The organism is Acinetobacter sp. YH12070 (genome assembly GCF_013419625.1).
Taxonomy (GTDB): Bacteria; Pseudomonadota; Gammaproteobacteria; order Pseudomonadales; family Moraxellaceae; genus Acinetobacter; species Acinetobacter amyesii.
Genome location: NZ_VOZT01000063.1, coordinates 1 through 17,498 on the forward strand (window position 1 = coordinate 1; position 17,498 = coordinate 17,498).

At 40.9% G+C, this 17,498-nt stretch carries 18 protein-coding genes and 2 pseudogenes; 4 read left to right on the forward strand and 16 right to left on the reverse strand.

Translation table 11 applies throughout. The features are described from left to right. From FTU17_RS14715 to FTU17_RS14725, 3 genes and pseudogenes are all read left to right on the forward strand, one after another. Positions 1–96 (forward strand): transposase domain-containing protein (locus FTU17_RS14715; protein WP_179992416.1); only part of this gene is annotated, 96 nt, incomplete at its 5' end. Between the two features lie 43 nt (positions 97–139). Then, positions 140–970 (forward strand): annotated as a pseudogene (gene rbtA, locus FTU17_RS14720) (rhombotarget A); the annotation flags it as partial. Positions 971–994: 24 nt separating this feature from the next. Next, positions 995–3,409, forward strand: a complete 2,415-nt coding sequence (locus tag FTU17_RS14725; RefSeq protein ID WP_180135878.1) for a CSLREA domain-containing protein — start codon at positions 995–997, stop codon at positions 3,407–3,409. 88 nt (positions 3,410–3,497) lie between these two features. Here the strand turns inward: FTU17_RS14725 and FTU17_RS14730 are convergent, their stop codons facing one another. From FTU17_RS14730 to FTU17_RS14750, 5 genes are all read right to left on the reverse strand, one after another. After that, positions 3,498–3,902, reverse strand: a complete 405-nt coding sequence (locus FTU17_RS14730) for a DUF3106 domain-containing protein (RefSeq protein ID WP_078190378.1) — start codon at positions 3,900–3,902, stop codon at positions 3,498–3,500. After that, on the reverse strand, positions 3,892–4,212 hold the full coding sequence (locus FTU17_RS14735; RefSeq protein WP_078190377.1) for a hypothetical protein: 321 nt from the start codon (positions 4,210–4,212) through the stop codon (positions 3,892–3,894). Before FTU17_RS14735 ends, FTU17_RS14730 begins: the two co-directional genes overlap by 11 nt. Continuing rightward, positions 4,209–4,823, reverse strand: coding sequence for an RNA polymerase sigma factor (locus tag FTU17_RS14740; protein WP_180135880.1), 615 nt, complete (start codon positions 4,821–4,823; stop codon positions 4,209–4,211). The genes FTU17_RS14735 and FTU17_RS14740 overlap by 4 nt, the downstream gene beginning before the upstream one ends. A 160-nt stretch (positions 4,824–4,983) precedes the next feature. After that, positions 4,984–5,760, reverse strand: a complete 777-nt coding sequence (locus FTU17_RS14745) for an RNA methyltransferase (RefSeq protein ID WP_078192042.1) — start codon at positions 5,758–5,760, stop codon at positions 4,984–4,986. 52 nt (positions 5,761–5,812) lie between these two features. Beyond that, positions 5,813–6,787 (reverse strand): class 1 fructose-bisphosphatase, encoded by a 975-nt coding sequence (locus tag FTU17_RS14750; RefSeq protein WP_180135870.1) that lies wholly within the window; start codon positions 6,785–6,787, stop codon positions 5,813–5,815. A 184-nt stretch (positions 6,788–6,971) separates the two neighbouring features. On the opposite strand from FTU17_RS14750, the gene FTU17_RS14755 reads away from it, so the two are divergent. Further along, on the forward strand, positions 6,972–7,169 hold the full coding sequence (locus FTU17_RS14755; protein ID WP_078190373.1) for an NF038105 family protein: 198 nt from the start codon (positions 6,972–6,974) through the stop codon (positions 7,167–7,169). A gap of 264 nt (positions 7,170–7,433) precedes the next feature. Here the strand turns inward: FTU17_RS14755 and pal are convergent, their stop codons facing one another. The 11 genes and pseudogenes from pal to FTU17_RS14810 form a co-directional block, all read right to left on the reverse strand. Next, positions 7,434–8,003, reverse strand: a complete 570-nt coding sequence (gene pal / locus FTU17_RS14760) for a peptidoglycan-associated lipoprotein Pal (RefSeq protein WP_078190372.1) — start codon at positions 8,001–8,003, stop codon at positions 7,434–7,436. Positions 8,004–8,071: 68 nt separating this feature from the next. Continuing rightward, complete coding sequence (gene tolB, locus FTU17_RS14765; protein ID WP_171319182.1) at positions 8,072–9,355, reverse strand: Tol-Pal system beta propeller repeat protein TolB; 1,284 nt, start codon at positions 9,353–9,355, stop codon at positions 8,072–8,074. 551 nt (positions 9,356–9,906) lie between these two features. Beyond that, complete coding sequence (gene tolA, locus FTU17_RS14770; protein WP_180135873.1) at positions 9,907–11,193, reverse strand: cell envelope integrity protein TolA; 1,287 nt, start codon at positions 11,191–11,193, stop codon at positions 9,907–9,909. Positions 11,194–11,196: 3 nt separating this feature from the next. Further along, the gene (gene tolR, locus FTU17_RS14775) at positions 11,197–11,646 is read right to left on the reverse strand and encodes a protein TolR (protein WP_078190369.1); all 450 of its coding nucleotides are present in this window, start codon (positions 11,644–11,646) and stop codon (positions 11,197–11,199) included. After that, the gene (gene tolQ / locus FTU17_RS14780; protein ID WP_078190368.1) at positions 11,646–12,344 is read right to left on the reverse strand and encodes a protein TolQ; all 699 of its coding nucleotides are present in this window, start codon (positions 12,342–12,344) and stop codon (positions 11,646–11,648) included. Before tolQ ends, tolR begins: the two co-directional genes overlap by 1 nt. A 27-nt stretch (positions 12,345–12,371) precedes the next feature. Continuing rightward, entirely contained in the window at positions 12,372–12,779 is a 408-nt protein-coding gene (ybgC, locus tag FTU17_RS14785; RefSeq protein WP_078190367.1) for a tol-pal system-associated acyl-CoA thioesterase, read from the reverse strand. A gap of 216 nt (positions 12,780–12,995) precedes the next feature. Then, positions 12,996–13,643: a hypothetical protein gene (locus FTU17_RS14790; RefSeq protein WP_180135874.1), complete on the reverse strand. Its 648-nt coding sequence runs from the start codon at positions 13,641–13,643 to the stop codon at positions 12,996–12,998. Between the two features lie 97 nt (positions 13,644–13,740). Continuing rightward, the gene (gene ruvB / locus FTU17_RS14795) at positions 13,741–14,748 is read right to left on the reverse strand and encodes a Holliday junction branch migration DNA helicase RuvB (protein ID WP_168378058.1); all 1,008 of its coding nucleotides are present in this window, start codon (positions 14,746–14,748) and stop codon (positions 13,741–13,743) included. Positions 14,749–14,993: 245 nt separating this feature from the next. Continuing rightward, entirely contained in the window at positions 14,994–15,596 is a 603-nt protein-coding gene (gene ruvA / locus FTU17_RS14800) for a Holliday junction branch migration protein RuvA (RefSeq protein WP_180040164.1), read from the reverse strand. Positions 15,597–15,706: 110 nt separating this feature from the next. Further along, positions 15,707–17,047, reverse strand: coding sequence for a deoxyguanosinetriphosphate triphosphohydrolase (locus FTU17_RS14805; protein WP_180135876.1), 1,341 nt, complete (start codon positions 17,045–17,047; stop codon positions 15,707–15,709). A gap of 358 nt (positions 17,048–17,405) precedes the next feature. Beyond that, a pseudogene (locus FTU17_RS14810) lies at positions 17,406–17,498 on the reverse strand (IS1595 family transposase); the annotation flags it as partial.

A 17,498-nucleotide genomic window follows, 5' to 3' on the forward strand; every position in this document is an offset into this window, starting at 1 on the left:
GCCTATTTAAGTGATGTGCTGAAAAGGTTGCCGACACATAAAGTGACTCAGATTGAAGAATTGCTACCACACCGCTGGAAACCTAAATCGAATTAAAAAATAGGCATGGGGTTCAGCGGACGCTTACTCAGGAACAGACCAATCTGTTTTTTATAACAACTTAGTGGCTGCGAGTTGTCCTGTTGGGCCTGCTGCAAATTTAAATGATGTATGGTCTGGGACGAGTTTAATTGCGGGTGAAGATGAAGGTAGCTGTAAAACCTTAACAGAAGATCGTAATGCACTTTTCTGTCCATTTACCACAGCAAATAACGCATTTATTGGTTATTTACGTCCTCGTATTTTATTAGATTACGAAACGATTTTCTCAAGCCCGATATTAAATAAGGGGAAGACCACAGCAGATGGCAATGAGCATCATGTGTATTGTGAGTCTTCTGATCAGCGTGGAAAAAATCGTAATTTGGATGATGTTTGGTGTGACCGTGGGGCAATCGAAATTGTGGTTCCTGTGAGCATGCCTCGATTAGGTAAAGACATACGTACAGGTGAAGTAGCCAAGTTTAATATTTTAGATGCATTAGGTGACAGTGATTTAATTCCAAAAGAAGAATGTTCAAAAGTGATGGGTATGGCAAATCCAACGGGTGAGCCATGGCAAGATGGTTGCCCAATAATTGTACAAAGCACCGAATCTAAAGGTAAATTTACACTGAATTTGAATGGTGATTTTGAATACACGCCAAATGGAAATTGGCATGGCGCAGATATTTTTGAATTGCGTGTGGTGACGTCTTCAACCCGTTTTAATACTTCGGCAAAAAATTATTTAGCTGCAGAAGTGCGTATTTTCCAAGAACCAAACAATGAAATGGAAAGTAAAACCGTTAAAACTTCGGGTGGTGCTCTGGGCTGGGCGGGTATTTTTGCGCTGCTTGGCTTAGTTGGATTTCGTCGCTTTAAAAAATAGTCTGGATAGAATTAAGGACAGCACATGAAAAATTATAAAAAAGGATTGCTGGCGGTCATGGTCCTTGCGGCTATGTCATCTATGGCAGCGACAAGTAACATCATCAAAGTTACGACCTTTGATGATGAAAATGGTGAAAATCTCAATCAATGTTCTTTACGTGAAGCGATTGAAACTGCACGTAAAAACAAATCTTTTGGTGGATGTAATGTCGGTAATCCAAATAATGGGCAGACCGATTATATTCAACTTGAAGCAGGTGAATATCTTCTGACCAAAGGTGAGTTAGTTCCGCTCAATCAGATCGTGATAGAGGGGAAAAGTCGCTTTAACTATGATTCAAAAAATTTACTGACGCAGAAATTTCCTGCCTATGAAGATATTAGAACGACGATTAATGCCCAAGGCAAATCGCGTATTTTTAATACTTCACGCTCAGAAGCCAACTTTATCGTCAATAATGTACGCCTTACTGGCGGGATGGCAGAAGACCGTGGTGGTGCCTTGTATTTAGGGGGAGCATTTACCTTAAATAATGGTGCAATAGAAAACTCTCAAGCCAAAGTTGCTGGCGGTGCGATCTACTCCGTTGCACATAATATGTCGAAAAAAACATTATTGGTGAGCAGTTTAGTTCAGGGCAACGTTGCACCTAAAGGTAGTGTTGTTGCTATGGACTGTATCGGGAACTTGGGGGATACCCAGCCTGAAATTGTGTTCCAGCAAAGCAGTATTATTCAAAATGGTTCATCGACGAGCAATAGTGTGATGGACTTCTGTGGAAATGCCAAAGTTGAACTGACAGCAAATACGATTGCAAAAAACCAAGCAAATCCAAGTACGGGTAGTATTATCCGTGCCATTTCTCAGGGAACGGAACGTTTAAGTGCTTTCTCTAGCTTCGTTTTAACCAGTAATACAATAGTCGAAAATAATGCGGCTAGTACCTATTATTATGACAAGAATGGTACGAAGGCTTGGTATTTCAATGTATTGGCCTACAATACTGGTGGTAAATCTTGTCGTTATCTGAATAATGCTGTACCTGATAATAGTCAAAAATTTGTTGCAAGTAATAATGCATTTGAACTGGCAGCCGCACAGTGTGATTTACCCGAAAGTGTGCTGAATAGTACGGAAAGCTTTCTGCAAAACCATGATGTAAGTAGCTATGCTATGGGGACTTTATTAAGCGCCCTACAAACAAAATCTGCTTATAACTTGTATTTACCTTTGTATTACCCGAAAGCGATCGGCAGTGGTTTTGACTTGATCAATCTTGGCTTAGACGGCTGTAGTGATGCGGATCAACGGGGCATTTTGCGGATCACAGATGGTACTTTACAGTTATCACCTACACAAAGAAACACATGTGATATTGGTTCGGTTGAGTTAATGAATTTAACCGCAGCAGATATGGCAGATATTACCAATGAGTCTTTAACAGCTCTGCAAGATAAGTATCAAAATACAATTGATGCTTTGAAAAAGGATATCGATGATCCAGATTATGCAGAATATAAAGTTGCCAATCAGGATGATTTAACAAAGTACGAAGCGGTATTCAGTGCATTAAAAAATAACCTTAAATATCGTGCGGTTTATTTTGATCCGTTCCCGGCATCATTACCTCAAGAAGAGTCTGTGAATGGTAGTGCTGAAACACGACAAATCGCCTTAAATGCTGACAACTACACTGTAACGACTTCACCAATCGGCATTGGTAGTGAAATTACGGTGTCTAGTACAGGCGAAGCAAGTATTGTAGGTAATCCACCACATGACCTGCACTGTGATTGGGATGCGGGAATAAAACAAATCGTTATATATCGCACTAGTGGAGCAACAACAGCACCTACCGAATACGGTTTTTGTAAATATACGCTAAAACAAAAGACAGGGAGTCAGGCGGAATCCTCTGGTGTGGTCCGTGTGGCATTTAAAAATATGACTCCAGTGGCCAAAGCTGCCCAATATACAATTAGTCCGTCAAATAATTTGTCTGTTACCGTCAATAATTTATTAGAAAATGCTAATGATGATGGTGATGGTCCAGTTGCATCAATGCCAGCGGGTAAATCGGTATGGCATAAAAATGAAGAAGGTCAAATTATCCCAATTCGTTTTACGAAAATTCCAGCAGGTTTAAACTTTGAAGCTGAGTATAGTGGCAGTTGCCCTGCAAGTTATTTAAAGGAAACTTGCTACGGTGGAAAAATTACCTTCTCAGTAAAAAATGGCTTCAGTCAGTTCGACTATCCTGTTGAATATAGCGTTATTGATAGTGATGGTATTGCCTCAAGTAATGCAATCCTGACCCTTAAGAATACAGCGAAAAATACCAACTCTTCTTCTAGCGGCGGTGGCTCAATGGGAGTATTTGGACTGTTGGCACTGATTGGTTTAAGTGTGTATCGTCAGCGTCGGTTGAGCAAGTAAGACAATAAAAAAAAGCCTCGATAAGAGGCTTTTTTTTATGACTTAACTAATGCAATTGATTTGATTTTCACAACACTGTTGTTTTTGATTAGTGAACGACAGCGATAGGTTGTAAGTATTTATTGATATACTCATCGCGAATAGCAGGTCGTTCATCAGGACTAGCTTTTTGCATACGTGTCGCGAGTTCTTTACGTTCTAAAGTGCTCATTTTTTGCCACGTTTCGCGCATACGCTGCTTTTCACTGTCTGGAAGTTGGGTGAACCAATCCATGCGCTGTTGCAAGCTGACACGTTGATCTGCAGGAATCTCTTTGAGTGCCTGGTACTTTTTAATTAAAGCCTGTTGTTCTGCTTCAGATAGCGAATCCCAAGTTTCATTGACTTGGGTATCTGCATCTTTTGAAAATATCCAAAAGCGATCAAAGCCAGCAAAACTGGTTTGCAAAAAACTAAAAGCACAGAATGCAATTGCTAATTTTTTAGCTGCCATGTGGAACTTTGTCCTCACCCAGAACCATCAACATTTCAAGATCTTCCACCATTTGAGGGGAGAGCTTAGGGGTTGAAATCACCTGATTTTGTGGTTTGTCATCCAGTACAGTCGCATTTGGTAAAATGACAAAACCTGCAATTGCTGCTGCAAGTGCAAAGCCAGACATTTTCCAGAAACCATAACGTGAAGTTTCGCGCTGATGAATATCTTCAAGCACGTTATTCATGACAGTTGCTTTGTCTTTATGGTGCTGTGCGAGTCCATCAAGTTTGGAAGTTACTTGCTTTAAGAAATCATCTTGTTTCATTCGGATGATCCTCCCATATGTGGATTCAAATGTGCCAAAGCGGTACGTAAACCTTGAATGGCACGGTGGTAATGTGTTTTAACACTGCCTTCGGAACAATTCATAATTTCTGCAGTTGTATGCGTATCAAAGCCTTCCCAAGCTCGCAACATAAATGCTTGTTGCTGGCGGACTGGAAGTTCTGCGATAGCATCTTGTATTTCCTCTGCAGTGACAGCCTGATCCAGAAAGTCGAAAGGGTTTGGTGTAGATTCATCTACAACATCCTGTATTTCGACATCGTCGTCATCTAGGCTGACTTTTCTAAATAGGGAAAACGGCTGCGAACGACGTGCTTCCTTTCGACGCCAATCTTGCAGCTTATTATTTAAAATGGTGTAAAACAGGGGATTCCATTCCTCTGTGGACTTTTCAGCATAAGCTTTATGTAAGGAAATAAAGGCTTCTTGCACCAAGTCCATGGCAATGCCATGTTGACCGTGCGTTGCACTTTCCATCATTACTAAAGCACGCCCCGTCACTTCATTCATGAAGTTTTTCAGGCGAGACTCAGCCGTGCTTTTTAAAACACTGCTGTCTTGCGTCTCGGACTTTTTGGGTGCTAAATCCATAGAGATGGAAAATCCTGTCATTGGATACCCACCATTATTTCCATATTCATATACAAATAACGATGGAAATAATGGTTAGGTTGACAAAAAGAATTATTATTTTTTCTAGTGTAGTCTATTTTTTTCAGGCTTAAGCGCTAAATACAATAAAATAACGATTTTACTGACGCTGACGTACCATTTCAAAAAAACAGATCGAGCCAGCAATGGCTACGTTTAACGATTCTTGACCACCCGGTTGAGGAATCGCAACGGCTTCTGCATGTTGTAATGCATATTCAGAAACACCTTGACCCTCATTGCCTAAAATCCACACACATTGTTTGCGCAAATTTTTGCTATATAGGTTTTCAGACTGATGTGAGCTTGTTGCATACACTGGAATTTTGAATTTCGTCAAAATATCTTCAAGGGCAATATTTTCAAAGGTATTTAATGAAAAATGTGCGCCCATACCTGCGCGTAATACACGCGGTGACCAGAGCGATGCAGAGCCTTTGGTACAAACAACTTGCTCAATACCTGCAGCGGCAGCAGAACGGAGTAGGGTGCCAACATTACCTGGGTCTTGAATGTTGTCTAAAATTAAGGTGTCTTCACTGAAGTTAAGTGCTTCACTTGAACTTGGTAAATCCACAATCGCTAAACAAGCAATAGATGTTCCAAGTGTACTGATATCTTTGTATAAAGATTCACTTAGAATGAACACCGCACCTTGATATTGTTCCGCAATGCGGTCGAAGTCGGCATGATTAATTGCTTGTTCAGTGGTGAAAATCGATTTGATTGGACGTTTTGAGTCTAACCATGACAACACCAAGTGTGTGCCTTCCAAAACAGTTTGACCTTGTTTTTTACGGTAGGCATTTTGTTCAATTAAGCCACGTAGGTGCTTAATTTTCGGGTTGTCTTTTGATTCGAGATAAATCAGAGCCATGGGGGAGATATCCACGAAAGTCAGCAAAAATACTGACTTTCGTTATAAGAAATTAATTATGGTATGACGTAACTAGGTCAACTTCGTTTTTAGAACCAATAATCACAGGAACACGTTGATGAAGTTCTGTTGGTTGGATGTCTAGAATGCGAACACGGCCTGTTGTAGAAGCACCGCCAGCTTGTTCCATCAACATACTCATTGGGTTTGCTTCATACATTAAACGTAGACGGCCTGCTTTTTTCGGATCTTTGTAGTCGTATGGATACATGAAGATACCGCTACGGCAAAGAATACGATGAATGTCACCCACCATACATGCGACCCAACGCATATTGAAGTCTTTTTCACGCGGGCCAGTTTTACCTGCAAGAAGTTCGTCGATATAACGTTTTACAGGTTCTTCCCAGTGACGTTGGTTTGATGCATTAATTGCATATTCTTTAGTGTCTGCTGCCACCGCAATCGCATCTTTAGTTAATAAGAATTCTTTGCTTTCTGGATCAAAAGTAAAGAAGACTACGCCAGCACCGACAGTTAGAACCATCATTGTTGATGGGCCATACAATACATAACCAGCCGCCGCTTGGTTAACACCCGCTTGCATGAAATCTTCAGCTTGCGTCACGGCATTTTTTGCAGGAAGAATTGAGAAAATTGTGCCAACACACATGTTGATATCGATGTTGCTTGAACCATCTAATGGGTCGAACAAGACAAGATAATCGCCATTTTCTTGAGCTGGTGTGAATTCATCTAATTCTTCAGATGCCAAACCACCGACATGTGGATGAACTTTTAATGCATCGATGAGGTAATCATTTGAAATGACATCAAGTTTCTTTTGTTCTTCACCTTGAACGTTTTCGTGTTGCGCGCTACCCAATACACCAGCCAAAGCACCTTTTTGTAAAAGAAGGTCGATGTCTTTGCATGTATTACCAATTGTTTCAATAACTTGTGCTAATGCAGGAGTAAGATTACCACTTTGTTGTTGTAGAAATTGGGAAAGGGTGAGATTTGACATAACCGGAAAACTCCAAATATTAATTTATCAAAAATGATAAAAATGTGATTGTGCAACATTTTAGATGAGAACGAAGGAAAAGAAAAATTAAACTAGACTATTTGTCGTGATTTTACCCTTGCAAGTCCTGAATAACATGCTATGTTGAATCTAATGTATAAATCGAAAGACAGGGAGCACAACAATGACCACACAAAAATTTGATGCGACTCCGACTGCAACTGAGGGATTGAATTTAGACGATATTTCTGCGGATACCGTAAAAGCTGCTTGGAGCAGTTACGAAGCAAAAGCAGAGTATAAAAAGTTCAATAAACATGATCTCATTGAGTCGATGCAAACAGAAAAAGAAAATGCTGAACATCCAGAAGCAGAAGCGTAATGATTTGGATTGTTAAGGTGATTTTCTAGTTGGTAAAGCTAAGGATCTCGTTTTAAAAGTCGTTCATTTGCATTTTAATTGATTATTTTTTATGTTCTAAAGCCGCTAACTGAATTTATCCTGAGTTAAAGGGCTAAATTGAGTTAAAGCACAGAACGTTGCAACAGAACGATGCAAATGAAACGATATAAATAAAATGATACCGGTTAAATAAAAAAGCACTCATCAATGAGTGCTTTTTTTTAGCTCAGACTTTTTCAAGTCTTATTTAAGCAGCGGAGGAACCGCTTCGTAGTTAATTTCTACACGACGGTTTTCTTTCCATGCATTTTCATCATGACCCGCATTGATTGGCATTTCTTTACCATAGCTGACTGCTTCAAGCTGGTTAGGGCTTACACCTGTTGTAATCAGGAAGCTTTCAACAGCTTTGGCACGACGTTCACCAAGTGCCATGTTGTATTCACGAGTACCACGTTCATCGGTATGACCTGTTAATGCCACACGTGAGTTTGCATTAGCAACTAGGAACTGAGCGTGAGCTTGAAGGGTTTGTAAATCTTCATTGCTAAGCTCTGTACTGTCGTAGTCAAAGTGTACTACGCGCTTCGCTAAAAATGCTTTATTCGCTTCAGTTACACCTTTCGATGAGGCACCTGCAAGGTTTTGTGCATTGAGTGCTGCATCTTCACTTAAACCTGAAGTGTTTACAGTGGTTGAGCCATTTGGGTTTTGTCCTGCTTGTACATCTGCAGCAGGTTTACGGCTGGCACAACCAGTCATTACTAATGCTGTAGCTAAAACAGGTAATGCAATCAGTTTCATCGCGTTCATATTGATCTCCATGACGGTTATTTATGATGTTTCATTAAAAAGTTATTGTTGAAAAAATCATGCAGTGTTTATTTCGGTGCCCAAGCTGGTTCACGAACTTCACCTTGTTCACTTGGTAAGTTCATGCGGAAACGACCATCTAAAGACATGATTGAGAGCAAACCACGGTTTGCTTCACGCGTTGCGTACACCACCATTTGACCATTTGGTGAGAAGCTTGGGGATTCATCTAAACTTGTTGGCGTTAAAATATTCGTTACACCAGAACCAATGTCTTGAACCGCAACTTTATAGTTACTACCGCTAGGACGATGTACCAAAGCTAATTTTTTACCGTCCGCACTTAACGTACCACGTGCATTGAAAGCGCCACGGAAAGTCAAGCGTTTGACACTTTCAGCACTTAAGTTGTAGGTGTAAATTTGTGGAGAGCCACCACGGTCAGAGGTAAAAATAAATGATTTACCGTCAGGTGCATAACGTGCTTCTGTATCAATCGCTGTGTCATTGGTCATGCGTTTTAATTGGCGAGTCTGTAAATCCATTTGATAGATTTCAGGATTGCCATGCATCGATGCGGTAAATAACATTGATTTACCATCAGGTGAGAAGCTTGGTGCACCATTCAGGCCACGGAAACTTGCTACTTTTTCACGGTTACCACTTGCTAAATCTTGGATGTAAATCGCAGGGCGTTTGGTTTCAAATGAAACATAGGCTAGCTTTTTCGCATCAGGCGTCCATGCAGGGGACAAGATTGGATCACGTGAAGTCAAAATGGTACGGGGTTGTTCACCATCCGTATCTGCAATTTGTAGGGTATAGCGCTGATCTGGTGTTGCTGCATTACGCAATACATAGGCAATACGGCCGCTGAAGTCACCTGGAATGCCAGTTAAAGCTTGATAGATTGCATCACTGATCATATGCGCTGCTTGACGATAACGTGAAGCAGGTACAGTGAGTAGTTCATTTAACAGGTATTGTTTTTTTTCAACATCATACAGTTGGTAGTGAATTTCATAAGAGCCATCAGCCGTTGTTTTTGATGTGCCTGTCACGACATAGGGTACGCCCGCAGCTTTCCATGCTTCTGCATTAGGTGAATTTATTGTTGCAGTTGCAGGTAAGTTTTTAGAGGCACTGGTAAATTTACCTGAGCGGTTCAAGTCATTTTCAACCACTGGATAAATATTTGAGTCATTACTAAAAGGCACGATCGCAATTTTAGGTGCTTCTTCAGGAGCTTTAGTGATTTCGAGGTGAAGCTGCGCATGCGTTTGAGTCACTAAAACTGGGCTCAAAGCAGTGAATACGGCTAAGCAAAGAAGATGTTTACGCGTCATTTCCATCATTCGCTAATTACTCTAAAAATGTGAGTTATTGTCTGTATTTGGTTGTGTCACATAATGGCATGATTTTGGGATATTAAAAGCATGAAAATATGACTGAACTGTTATAACACTGTGAAAAATGCAGAGATTTTATCCGAGTTTCGTCAAGTCTAGCTTAAAAATCATGAACACAACATCACATTTTGGAATGAAAATGATAATTCTTTAGTTATAAGATTCTATTTTTGAATCAAGTGTTTAGAAAATTTTAGTAATACTTGATGTTGCTGAGTCCCACATACACGGCGTTATATAGAACGAAGACAAGAATGGATCAATTAGTCGGGGCTAGAGCTTTATAAAAGCTCAAGTATTGAAACACACAGGTACAATCGATTGAGTATTCATTTTAGGAAAGGGGGGAACTGGGGGGATGGATGTAGAAGCTTAAAAATAAACATCATACCAGCGATGAAACTTGATCTTTTGAAGATAAGAAAAATTGGTATGAGGTGATTCATTGCTTAAGCACAAAAAAATCCCCGCAACGAATGCAGGGACTTTAATGTTTAACGTGATGACTTGAAGGTGGACGTAAAACTTTGAGCTTCACGTTTTGCATCTGGGTCACTCGGCATTGGGTATGGTGCAGCAGCTCGAACAGCAGCCTCAATACTGGCTTTCATATCAGGATCACTAGAGTTCACAATCACTGACCGAACTGAACCACTTTCCGTAAGGGTAACGCGAGCAGTCGCCGTTTTACCCGCAGAGTCTGAAGGTGTATCCCACGCACGCTTAATCCTATTTTCAAAATCACGTTTTGCTGTTGAAGCAATTTTCTTCGCTTCAGCTTTTTTCTGTGCAGCTTCTTCAGCTGCTTTTTTTGCAGATGAAGCTTTGGCTTCTTCGGCTGCACGTTCGCGTGCTTCGGCATCGGCTTTAGTCTTTGCATCTGCCTTGGCTTTTGCATCGGCGTCTGCTTTACGTTTTGCAGCTTCCGCATTGGCCTTAGCTTTTGCATCAGCATCTGCTTTACGTTTTGCCGCATCTGCATTGGCCTTGGCTTTCGCATCAGCATCAGCTTTACGTTTTGCAGCTTCTGCATTGGCTTTAGCTTTGGCATCAGCATCTGCTTTACGTTTTGCAGCTTCCGCATTGGCTTTAGCTTTGGCGTCTGCTCTACGTTTTGCAGCTTCTGCATTGGCCTTGGCTTTTGCATCTGCATTGGCTTTTGCCGTTGCTGCAGCTTTGGCTTTGTCAGCTTCTGCTTTTCTTAAAGCATCGGCACGGATTTTTTCAGCCTTGGCTTTGGCATCAGCATCTGCTTTTCGTTTTGCAGCTTCTGCATTGGCTTTCGCCGTAGTATCTGCTTTTGCCTTAGCCGCATCCGCTTTGGCTTCTTGTTGTGCTTTTAGTTTTGCAGCTTCAGCCGCTTTAGCTTGTTCTTGAGCACGCTTTGCATTGTCCGCAGCTTTTTGTTCAGCAAGCTGCTGTGCTTTTGCCGCAGCGAGTGCCTGTTGAGCAGCAATCTGTGGATCTGTCTTAGGTGGTTCTGCTGGCTTAGGTGGTGCCGTCGTTGGAATCTCGGGTGCTGGTTCAACGCTAGGTTCGGCTGTTTGCGTGATTTGTTCAGCTACATTTTCATGTGCGGTTTCATCAAACTCAGTGACTTCACGTGTTACAGGTTTTAAATCTTCCGGTTTTACCAAAACAGTGGTTATTTTTTTAGGGGGCTCAGGTGGTTTACTCATGCCAAGATAAAGTAAGCCAACCACAGCGACGATATGCACACCTAGTGTGAAACCAATCGCAACGGCTTTTTGTTTAAAAGGCGGCTTTTTGAAATCTTTCATAAATTACTTTAATGGCTCAGTCAGTAAACCTACTTGTGTTAAACCTGCATCTTGAAGGGCAGACATGAGTTTCATGACTTCACCATAAGGACGAGATTCACTGCCGTTAATCAGGACACTCATTTGCTTTTTCTGTTCGTTCGCTTCATTTTGTGAAGCAGTTAAAACAGATTTTAGTTCATCGAGTGTGAGTACATCATTTTGATGATTTTTATCTTCGAGTTTGATCGTACCATCTGCCTCAAGTGTAACAATCGCAGGGCGATCTTCCGCTTGCATAGGCGTGCCATTTGCCTGTGGTAAGTCGACTTTGACGCCTGTGGTGATCATAGGTGCAGTGACCATGAAAATCACCAATAAAACCAACATGACATCAATATAAGGTACGACGTTCATGTCACTTTTTAATGGTTTTTTGATGCGCTCAAAGCGTCCAGAACGTTGAATAGCCATTAGTCATTGTCCTGAGTTGAACCTACAGACTGGCGTTGTAATAACGCAACCATTTCTTCGGCAAAAAGCGCACGATCGTTATAAACGGCTTCACCTTTGGCTGTGAAATGGTTAAATGCAAGTACAGCAGGAATCGCTGCAAAAAGACCAATTGCCGTTGCAATCAATGCCTCTGCAATACCAGGAGCAACCGTAGCAAGGGTGACTTGGTCAACATCTGCCAAACCAATAAAGGCGTTCATAATGCCCCAAACGGTACCAAATAAACCAACATAGGGAGCAACTGAGCCAATACTCGCAAGCGCGCCTAAACCATTTTCTAAATGTCCTTGGTCACGGCTTAAACCCACACGAAGAATACGTTCTGTACCTTCAATTGATTGTTCTGCACTGGCATGACGTTTTTTAAGTTTGAAAAACTCGCCTAAACCTTGATAGAAGACATCTTCAAGGCCAACACGTTTCGAGTTGAGTTGAGCATTGTTGTATAAAGTGTTGAGTTCGGCGCCAGACCAAAAGATTTTTTGGAAATGTTCATCATCAGCCTGCGCTTTTTTATAACTCATGTGTAACTTGGCAATCAGATACCAACTGAATAACGAAGCTAAGAGCAGCAGGAGCATTACCAGTTGTACGACAGGACTTGCTTGTAAGATGAGGTCTGAAACTTTGAGTGTTGATTCTAGTTGAGTTGCCATAGTTACTACATGTGCCAAATAATTTTTTTAATCTTGTTCCAATTCTTTCAGAATCAGTTCACGTATTTCATCAGGAAGGCGACGGGGTTTCATCTCTGCACTGATACATGCCAATTCTACCTCACCTGATGCCAGCATAATATCACCACGATAAATATTTTGTTGCAACACAAATGACGTAGCCTTACACGAAACTACACTTGCTGTAACAGTAATCAGGTCATCCATTAATATAGGACGTGAATATTTCACATTAATTTTATGAACGACAAAGTTGTAATCTTTTTGATGCCAATAATGGTCTACACCTGAAGCGCGTAGCCATTCTGTGCGGGTACGTTCCATAAAGCGAATATGATTTGCGTGGTAAACAATGCCACCTGCATCTGTATCTTCAATATATACACGAATGTTGAATTCGAATTTATTCGCCATGAGAGTGTTCCGTCTTTATAAAATCTGAAAAATATTGGTCTGCACTTCAGCAAAGAATTAGAGCATTTAAAAATGGCGATAATTCAATGATTCGTCAAGTGCTTCAATGACGGGCAGTTTAGCACCGTGAGTCATCAGTCCAATGGCACAAGGTTTCAACTCACGTAAATCTTTAACTTTCGTAGTTGTAATTATTGGTTAAAAAAGAGACTGCTTTTAATTTATTTGTTCATCTAATTTAAATTTTGCATCGACAAAATCCTGTAGATGAGCTGCTAAATATCCCGCAATATGAAAGTGAGTTTCTTCCATTTTCTTTTTCTGTTGCTTTGGGAGTAATGCTTTTAAAGATTCATACATATACGTTAAGCAGCAAAAGCCAAGGCCAATAACTAACATGAGTAAAAGTTTATTAGGTTGATCTATCCAGAAAAACACATAAACGAGTATGACTAAAGCAAAGAATGAGAAGCTGAAATACAACGTATTAATTTTTGCTGGCTTAAAGTTTTCCTGGACCAAAGCTTGTACGTCGTCGTGATAGTACGTGCCAATAAAAATGAGGGCAGAAGTATAGTTGAAGCTCAGGTTTTTTATACGATATGTAGAAGGCGATTGCTTAATAGTTAAGATGTTATCTTCATCTACTTCTATAGTTTCTTTGCTAAGAATGTTTTCACATTCGACAGTGATAAAATAATTGTATTCAGTGTGGAATAAATTTTCAAAATCACTCATTTGTTTAGGGCTAAATGAACTGATAGGTTGTTCTCTGGGAATGTGTTCAATGGCACTGTCTAATGGTAGGTTTTGAATGTAATCGCTATTAATTTTGTTAATTATTCTATTCTCAAGATTTATCATTTTAGTCTATTGTTTGTAGTGGATTGAATTTATTTAAAAATTTAAATAAACATGCAGGGAGCATTTAACTCCCTGAAGTCGTTCAGTGAATAATCGTTTACTTATCTTTCGGCTCTGGTGGCGTCATCCCAAACTGTAAATAAGCCATATTGGTGGCAATACGTCCACGTGCAGTACGCATGACATAACCTTGCTGAATGAGGTAGGGTTCGATCACATCTTCAAGTGTCCCTGAGTCTTCTGCCATAGCAGCAGCTAGAGCTTCTACACCTGCAGGACCACCATCAAAACGCTCAAGCAGCATCGATAAATAACGACGGTCTAGCGTGTCTAAACCATCTTTATCGACATTCAGCATGTCCAAAGCACGTTGAGCCATCTCTTGTGTCACTTCACCCGTGCCTTTGACTTGCGCATAATCACGGACTCGGCGTAATAAACGGTTTGCAATACGAGGTGTGCCACGAGCACGGCGTGCAACTTCCTGTGCGCCTTCGGCAGTCATGGGTACATCCATCAAGTTGGCAGATCGAGTCACAATATGCGTTAAGTCTTTGACGGAATAGAACTCTAAGCGTTGTACGATACCAAAACGGTCACGTAAAGGAGAGGTCAGTAGACCTGCACGAGTCGTCGCTGCAACAAGGGTAAAAGGGGGTAAATCCAGTTTGATCGAACGAGCCGCAGGGCCTTCACCAATCATGATATCGAGTTGGTAATCCTCCATCGCTGGATAGAGAATTTCCTCTATGACTGGTGAAAGACGATGGATTTCATCAATAAATAAAACATCACCTTCTTCGAGATTGGTTAGCATCGCAGCCAAATCGCCTGCACGTTCAAGGACGGGGCCTGATGTCGATTTTAAGTTACCACCCATTTCACGCGCAATAATATTGGCCAGTGTGGTTTTACCCAAACCCGGTGGGCCAAAAATTAAGGTGTGATCGAGTGCTTCTTCACGGCCACGCGCAGCACCGATAAAGATTTCCATTTGTTCACGGACGACAGGCTGCCCGATGTAGTCATCAAGGGAAGTTGGGCGAATGGCGCGGTCGAAGTGGTCTTCGGGTTTTTCTGAACCACTGATAAGACGGTCTTGCATAATTATTTAACTAATCTCTATATCGTTGTGGAAGAATCACAGCCTCAAAAAGCGATTGAACTTTAAATGCCATTGTATAGGCGATTCTCACTTTTGACTGGGCAAAAGTGACAAAACCCATTTGTTAAACTGATGCTACGTCCTTGTAGCACAGTTTAACGGCGACATCCTTGTCGCCTGCGTGATTCACATACTGTCTATAACCCTAAAAGGCAAAGGATGCGGTGCTCATTAGAAACTACAAATTATTTATTCATCGACTTAAGTGCTGCACGGATAATGTCGCTGGCTTCAGTAAAGTCACCTTTGGCAGCATTCACTAATTTTTGTGCTTCAATTGGTTTGTAACCTAATGATTGTAAGGCCGCCTCAGCTTCGGCTACGGCAGAGTTGCCCGTAAATTGAATTTGTTCAACAGTTGAATTCGTTGGTGCAGTGCCTGAAGCCATGGCTTTAAAGCGATCACGTAACTCAATCATGAGGCGTTCAGCGGTCTTTTTGCCTACACCCGGAACTTTGACTAAAGTGTTTATATCTTCATGTTCAACCGTGTGAATCAGCATTTCAACACTTAATGTTGATAAAATGCCCAGTGCCATTTTAGGGCCTACGCCGTTAACTTTTAAAAGTGTGCGAAAAATCAGTTTTTCTTGAGCATTGCTAAATCCATACAGCAGTTGTGCATCTTCACGAACAGCCAGATGTGTCCACAGGGTAATTTTTTGACCTTTTTGTAGTTGGCAAAATGTAGAAAGTGGGGTGTCAATCTCATAGCCCACACCATTTACATTGAGTAATACTGTTGGTGCTTCCAATGCCAGCACTTCGCCAATTAAACATCCGATCATGTCATTTATTCACTTTATTTCAGTTTAGTCTGAGCCATTTGCTCAATTTCAATTTGTTGCGAGATTAGCGTGAAGGCCAGCGAATTACTAGCCTTCACATTTTTTCAGGTTTAAAAGAAACCAACTTTATTGCCTTGAAGTTCTTGTGCAAGGTTATAAGCCTGATGGTCTGAAAATTTAGAGATAATATCCAATACTTGCATGATGTTTTCATAATGCAACGGCCCAAAATGTGCCCCCGAACGGTGAAGAATGGACATCAGTCGTTGTTCTTTAAAACTCAAAGTTTTATTTGGCGTAGTTAGAGGAATAAAGGCATCTAAAATATTTTGTAGACTTTGATGCGCAATAATCTCTAAGCCGGCTTTTTGTGGATGTTCAAAAATTTTATCGCGGGCTAATTCTTTTGCTCGGTTAATTCCACGCTCAATATCTTCACTGCAATATTGCAATAAACTGCCTTTAAGTTGACCTGACAAAATTTCATGATGATGGTGGGCGAAGGCTGTCGTGACTTCTTCGACTAGACGTTTCATCACACGACCACGTAATGCAGCTATTTTTTGTTGCCAAGTGGTATCAGTCATCGCCAATTCGGCAGGTATGCCATAGTCACCGACCAGATCAAGGAAAATTGGCTCAACTTCGTTATAGTTCAACATGTTGAGGATAATGCCATCTTCAAGGTCAATTAAGGCATAACAAATGTCATCTGCGGCTTCAAGCAAATAGGTCAACGGATGACGACAGTAGTGATATTCGCCCAGTTGAATTAAACCGAGTTGTTCTGCAATTTGCTGCAAGATTTCTTTTTCTGCTTGATAACAACCAAACTTTGCTCGTTGGCTCGCAGGTTTATTGCCTTGCGATGCAATGGTTTTTGAAAGCCAGGGGTATTTTAAATATGCACCTAAAGTTGCATAGGTTAAACGCATACCCCCATCATTTGGATGATAATCAATTTTAGTCAGTAGGCGTAAACCTTGGGCATTGCCTTCAAACTGTCTCACATCGGCTTCTTCTTCAGGGCTTAAGTCCTGTAAAAAGTTGGTGTGTGATGCATCATCAAACCATTCTCGAATAGCATATTCACCTGCATGGCCAAAAGGTGGATTACCAATATCGTGTGCCAAGCACGCAGCTTGAATAATTGCACCGACATCGGCAGGTGAAATCCACATCGGGAGTTCATCTTTAATTTTTTCAGCCGCGAGCATCCCCAATGAACGTCCAATACAAGACACTTCTAAAGAGTGAGTCAGGCGAGTATGAATGCCATCATGTTGGGTGAGGGGATGGACTTGGGTCTTGCGGTTTAATTGTCGAAAGCTTTGCGAAAAAATAATGCGGTCGTAGTCTTTGTGGAAAGGGCTACGTGCCTGTTCAGAGCTATGTTTATTACTACCAATACGAACTGTAGAAAGCAGTTCAAGCCAACGCATTTGAGTCATTTATCATTATTCAGTTATTTACTAAAAACTATGATGCCAAACTTGTGACTAAAGTAATAGTGGGTCGCGTCATAGCTTGACACTTTATTTAAGGGTATCGGTGGAGGTATAGAGTTATTCGTATTAAGGTAGGGTGTTTTTAAGATAAATATTAGACTTCTTGCGTTAGTCAAAATTTAAACTGCCTAAAGCTACATTTAATAAGGTTTTAGCCAGTTCAAAAATTAGGTAAACGATACTTTCGCAAGAGGTCTATTATTCATTGGCCAGACTATTCGCTGATTCAAACCGATTGGGAATGTCGCCTTGAAAACCTCAAAATTCTAAAGGCTCTAGACTAGCAGATTTGCACTTAGTTTTACCTAATGAGGTCCCACAACTCTGTTGCTAGCTCATTAGGCTCCCTCATCCAACGCCATTCTGTTTCTTTAAGATGATAATCAAAATACTC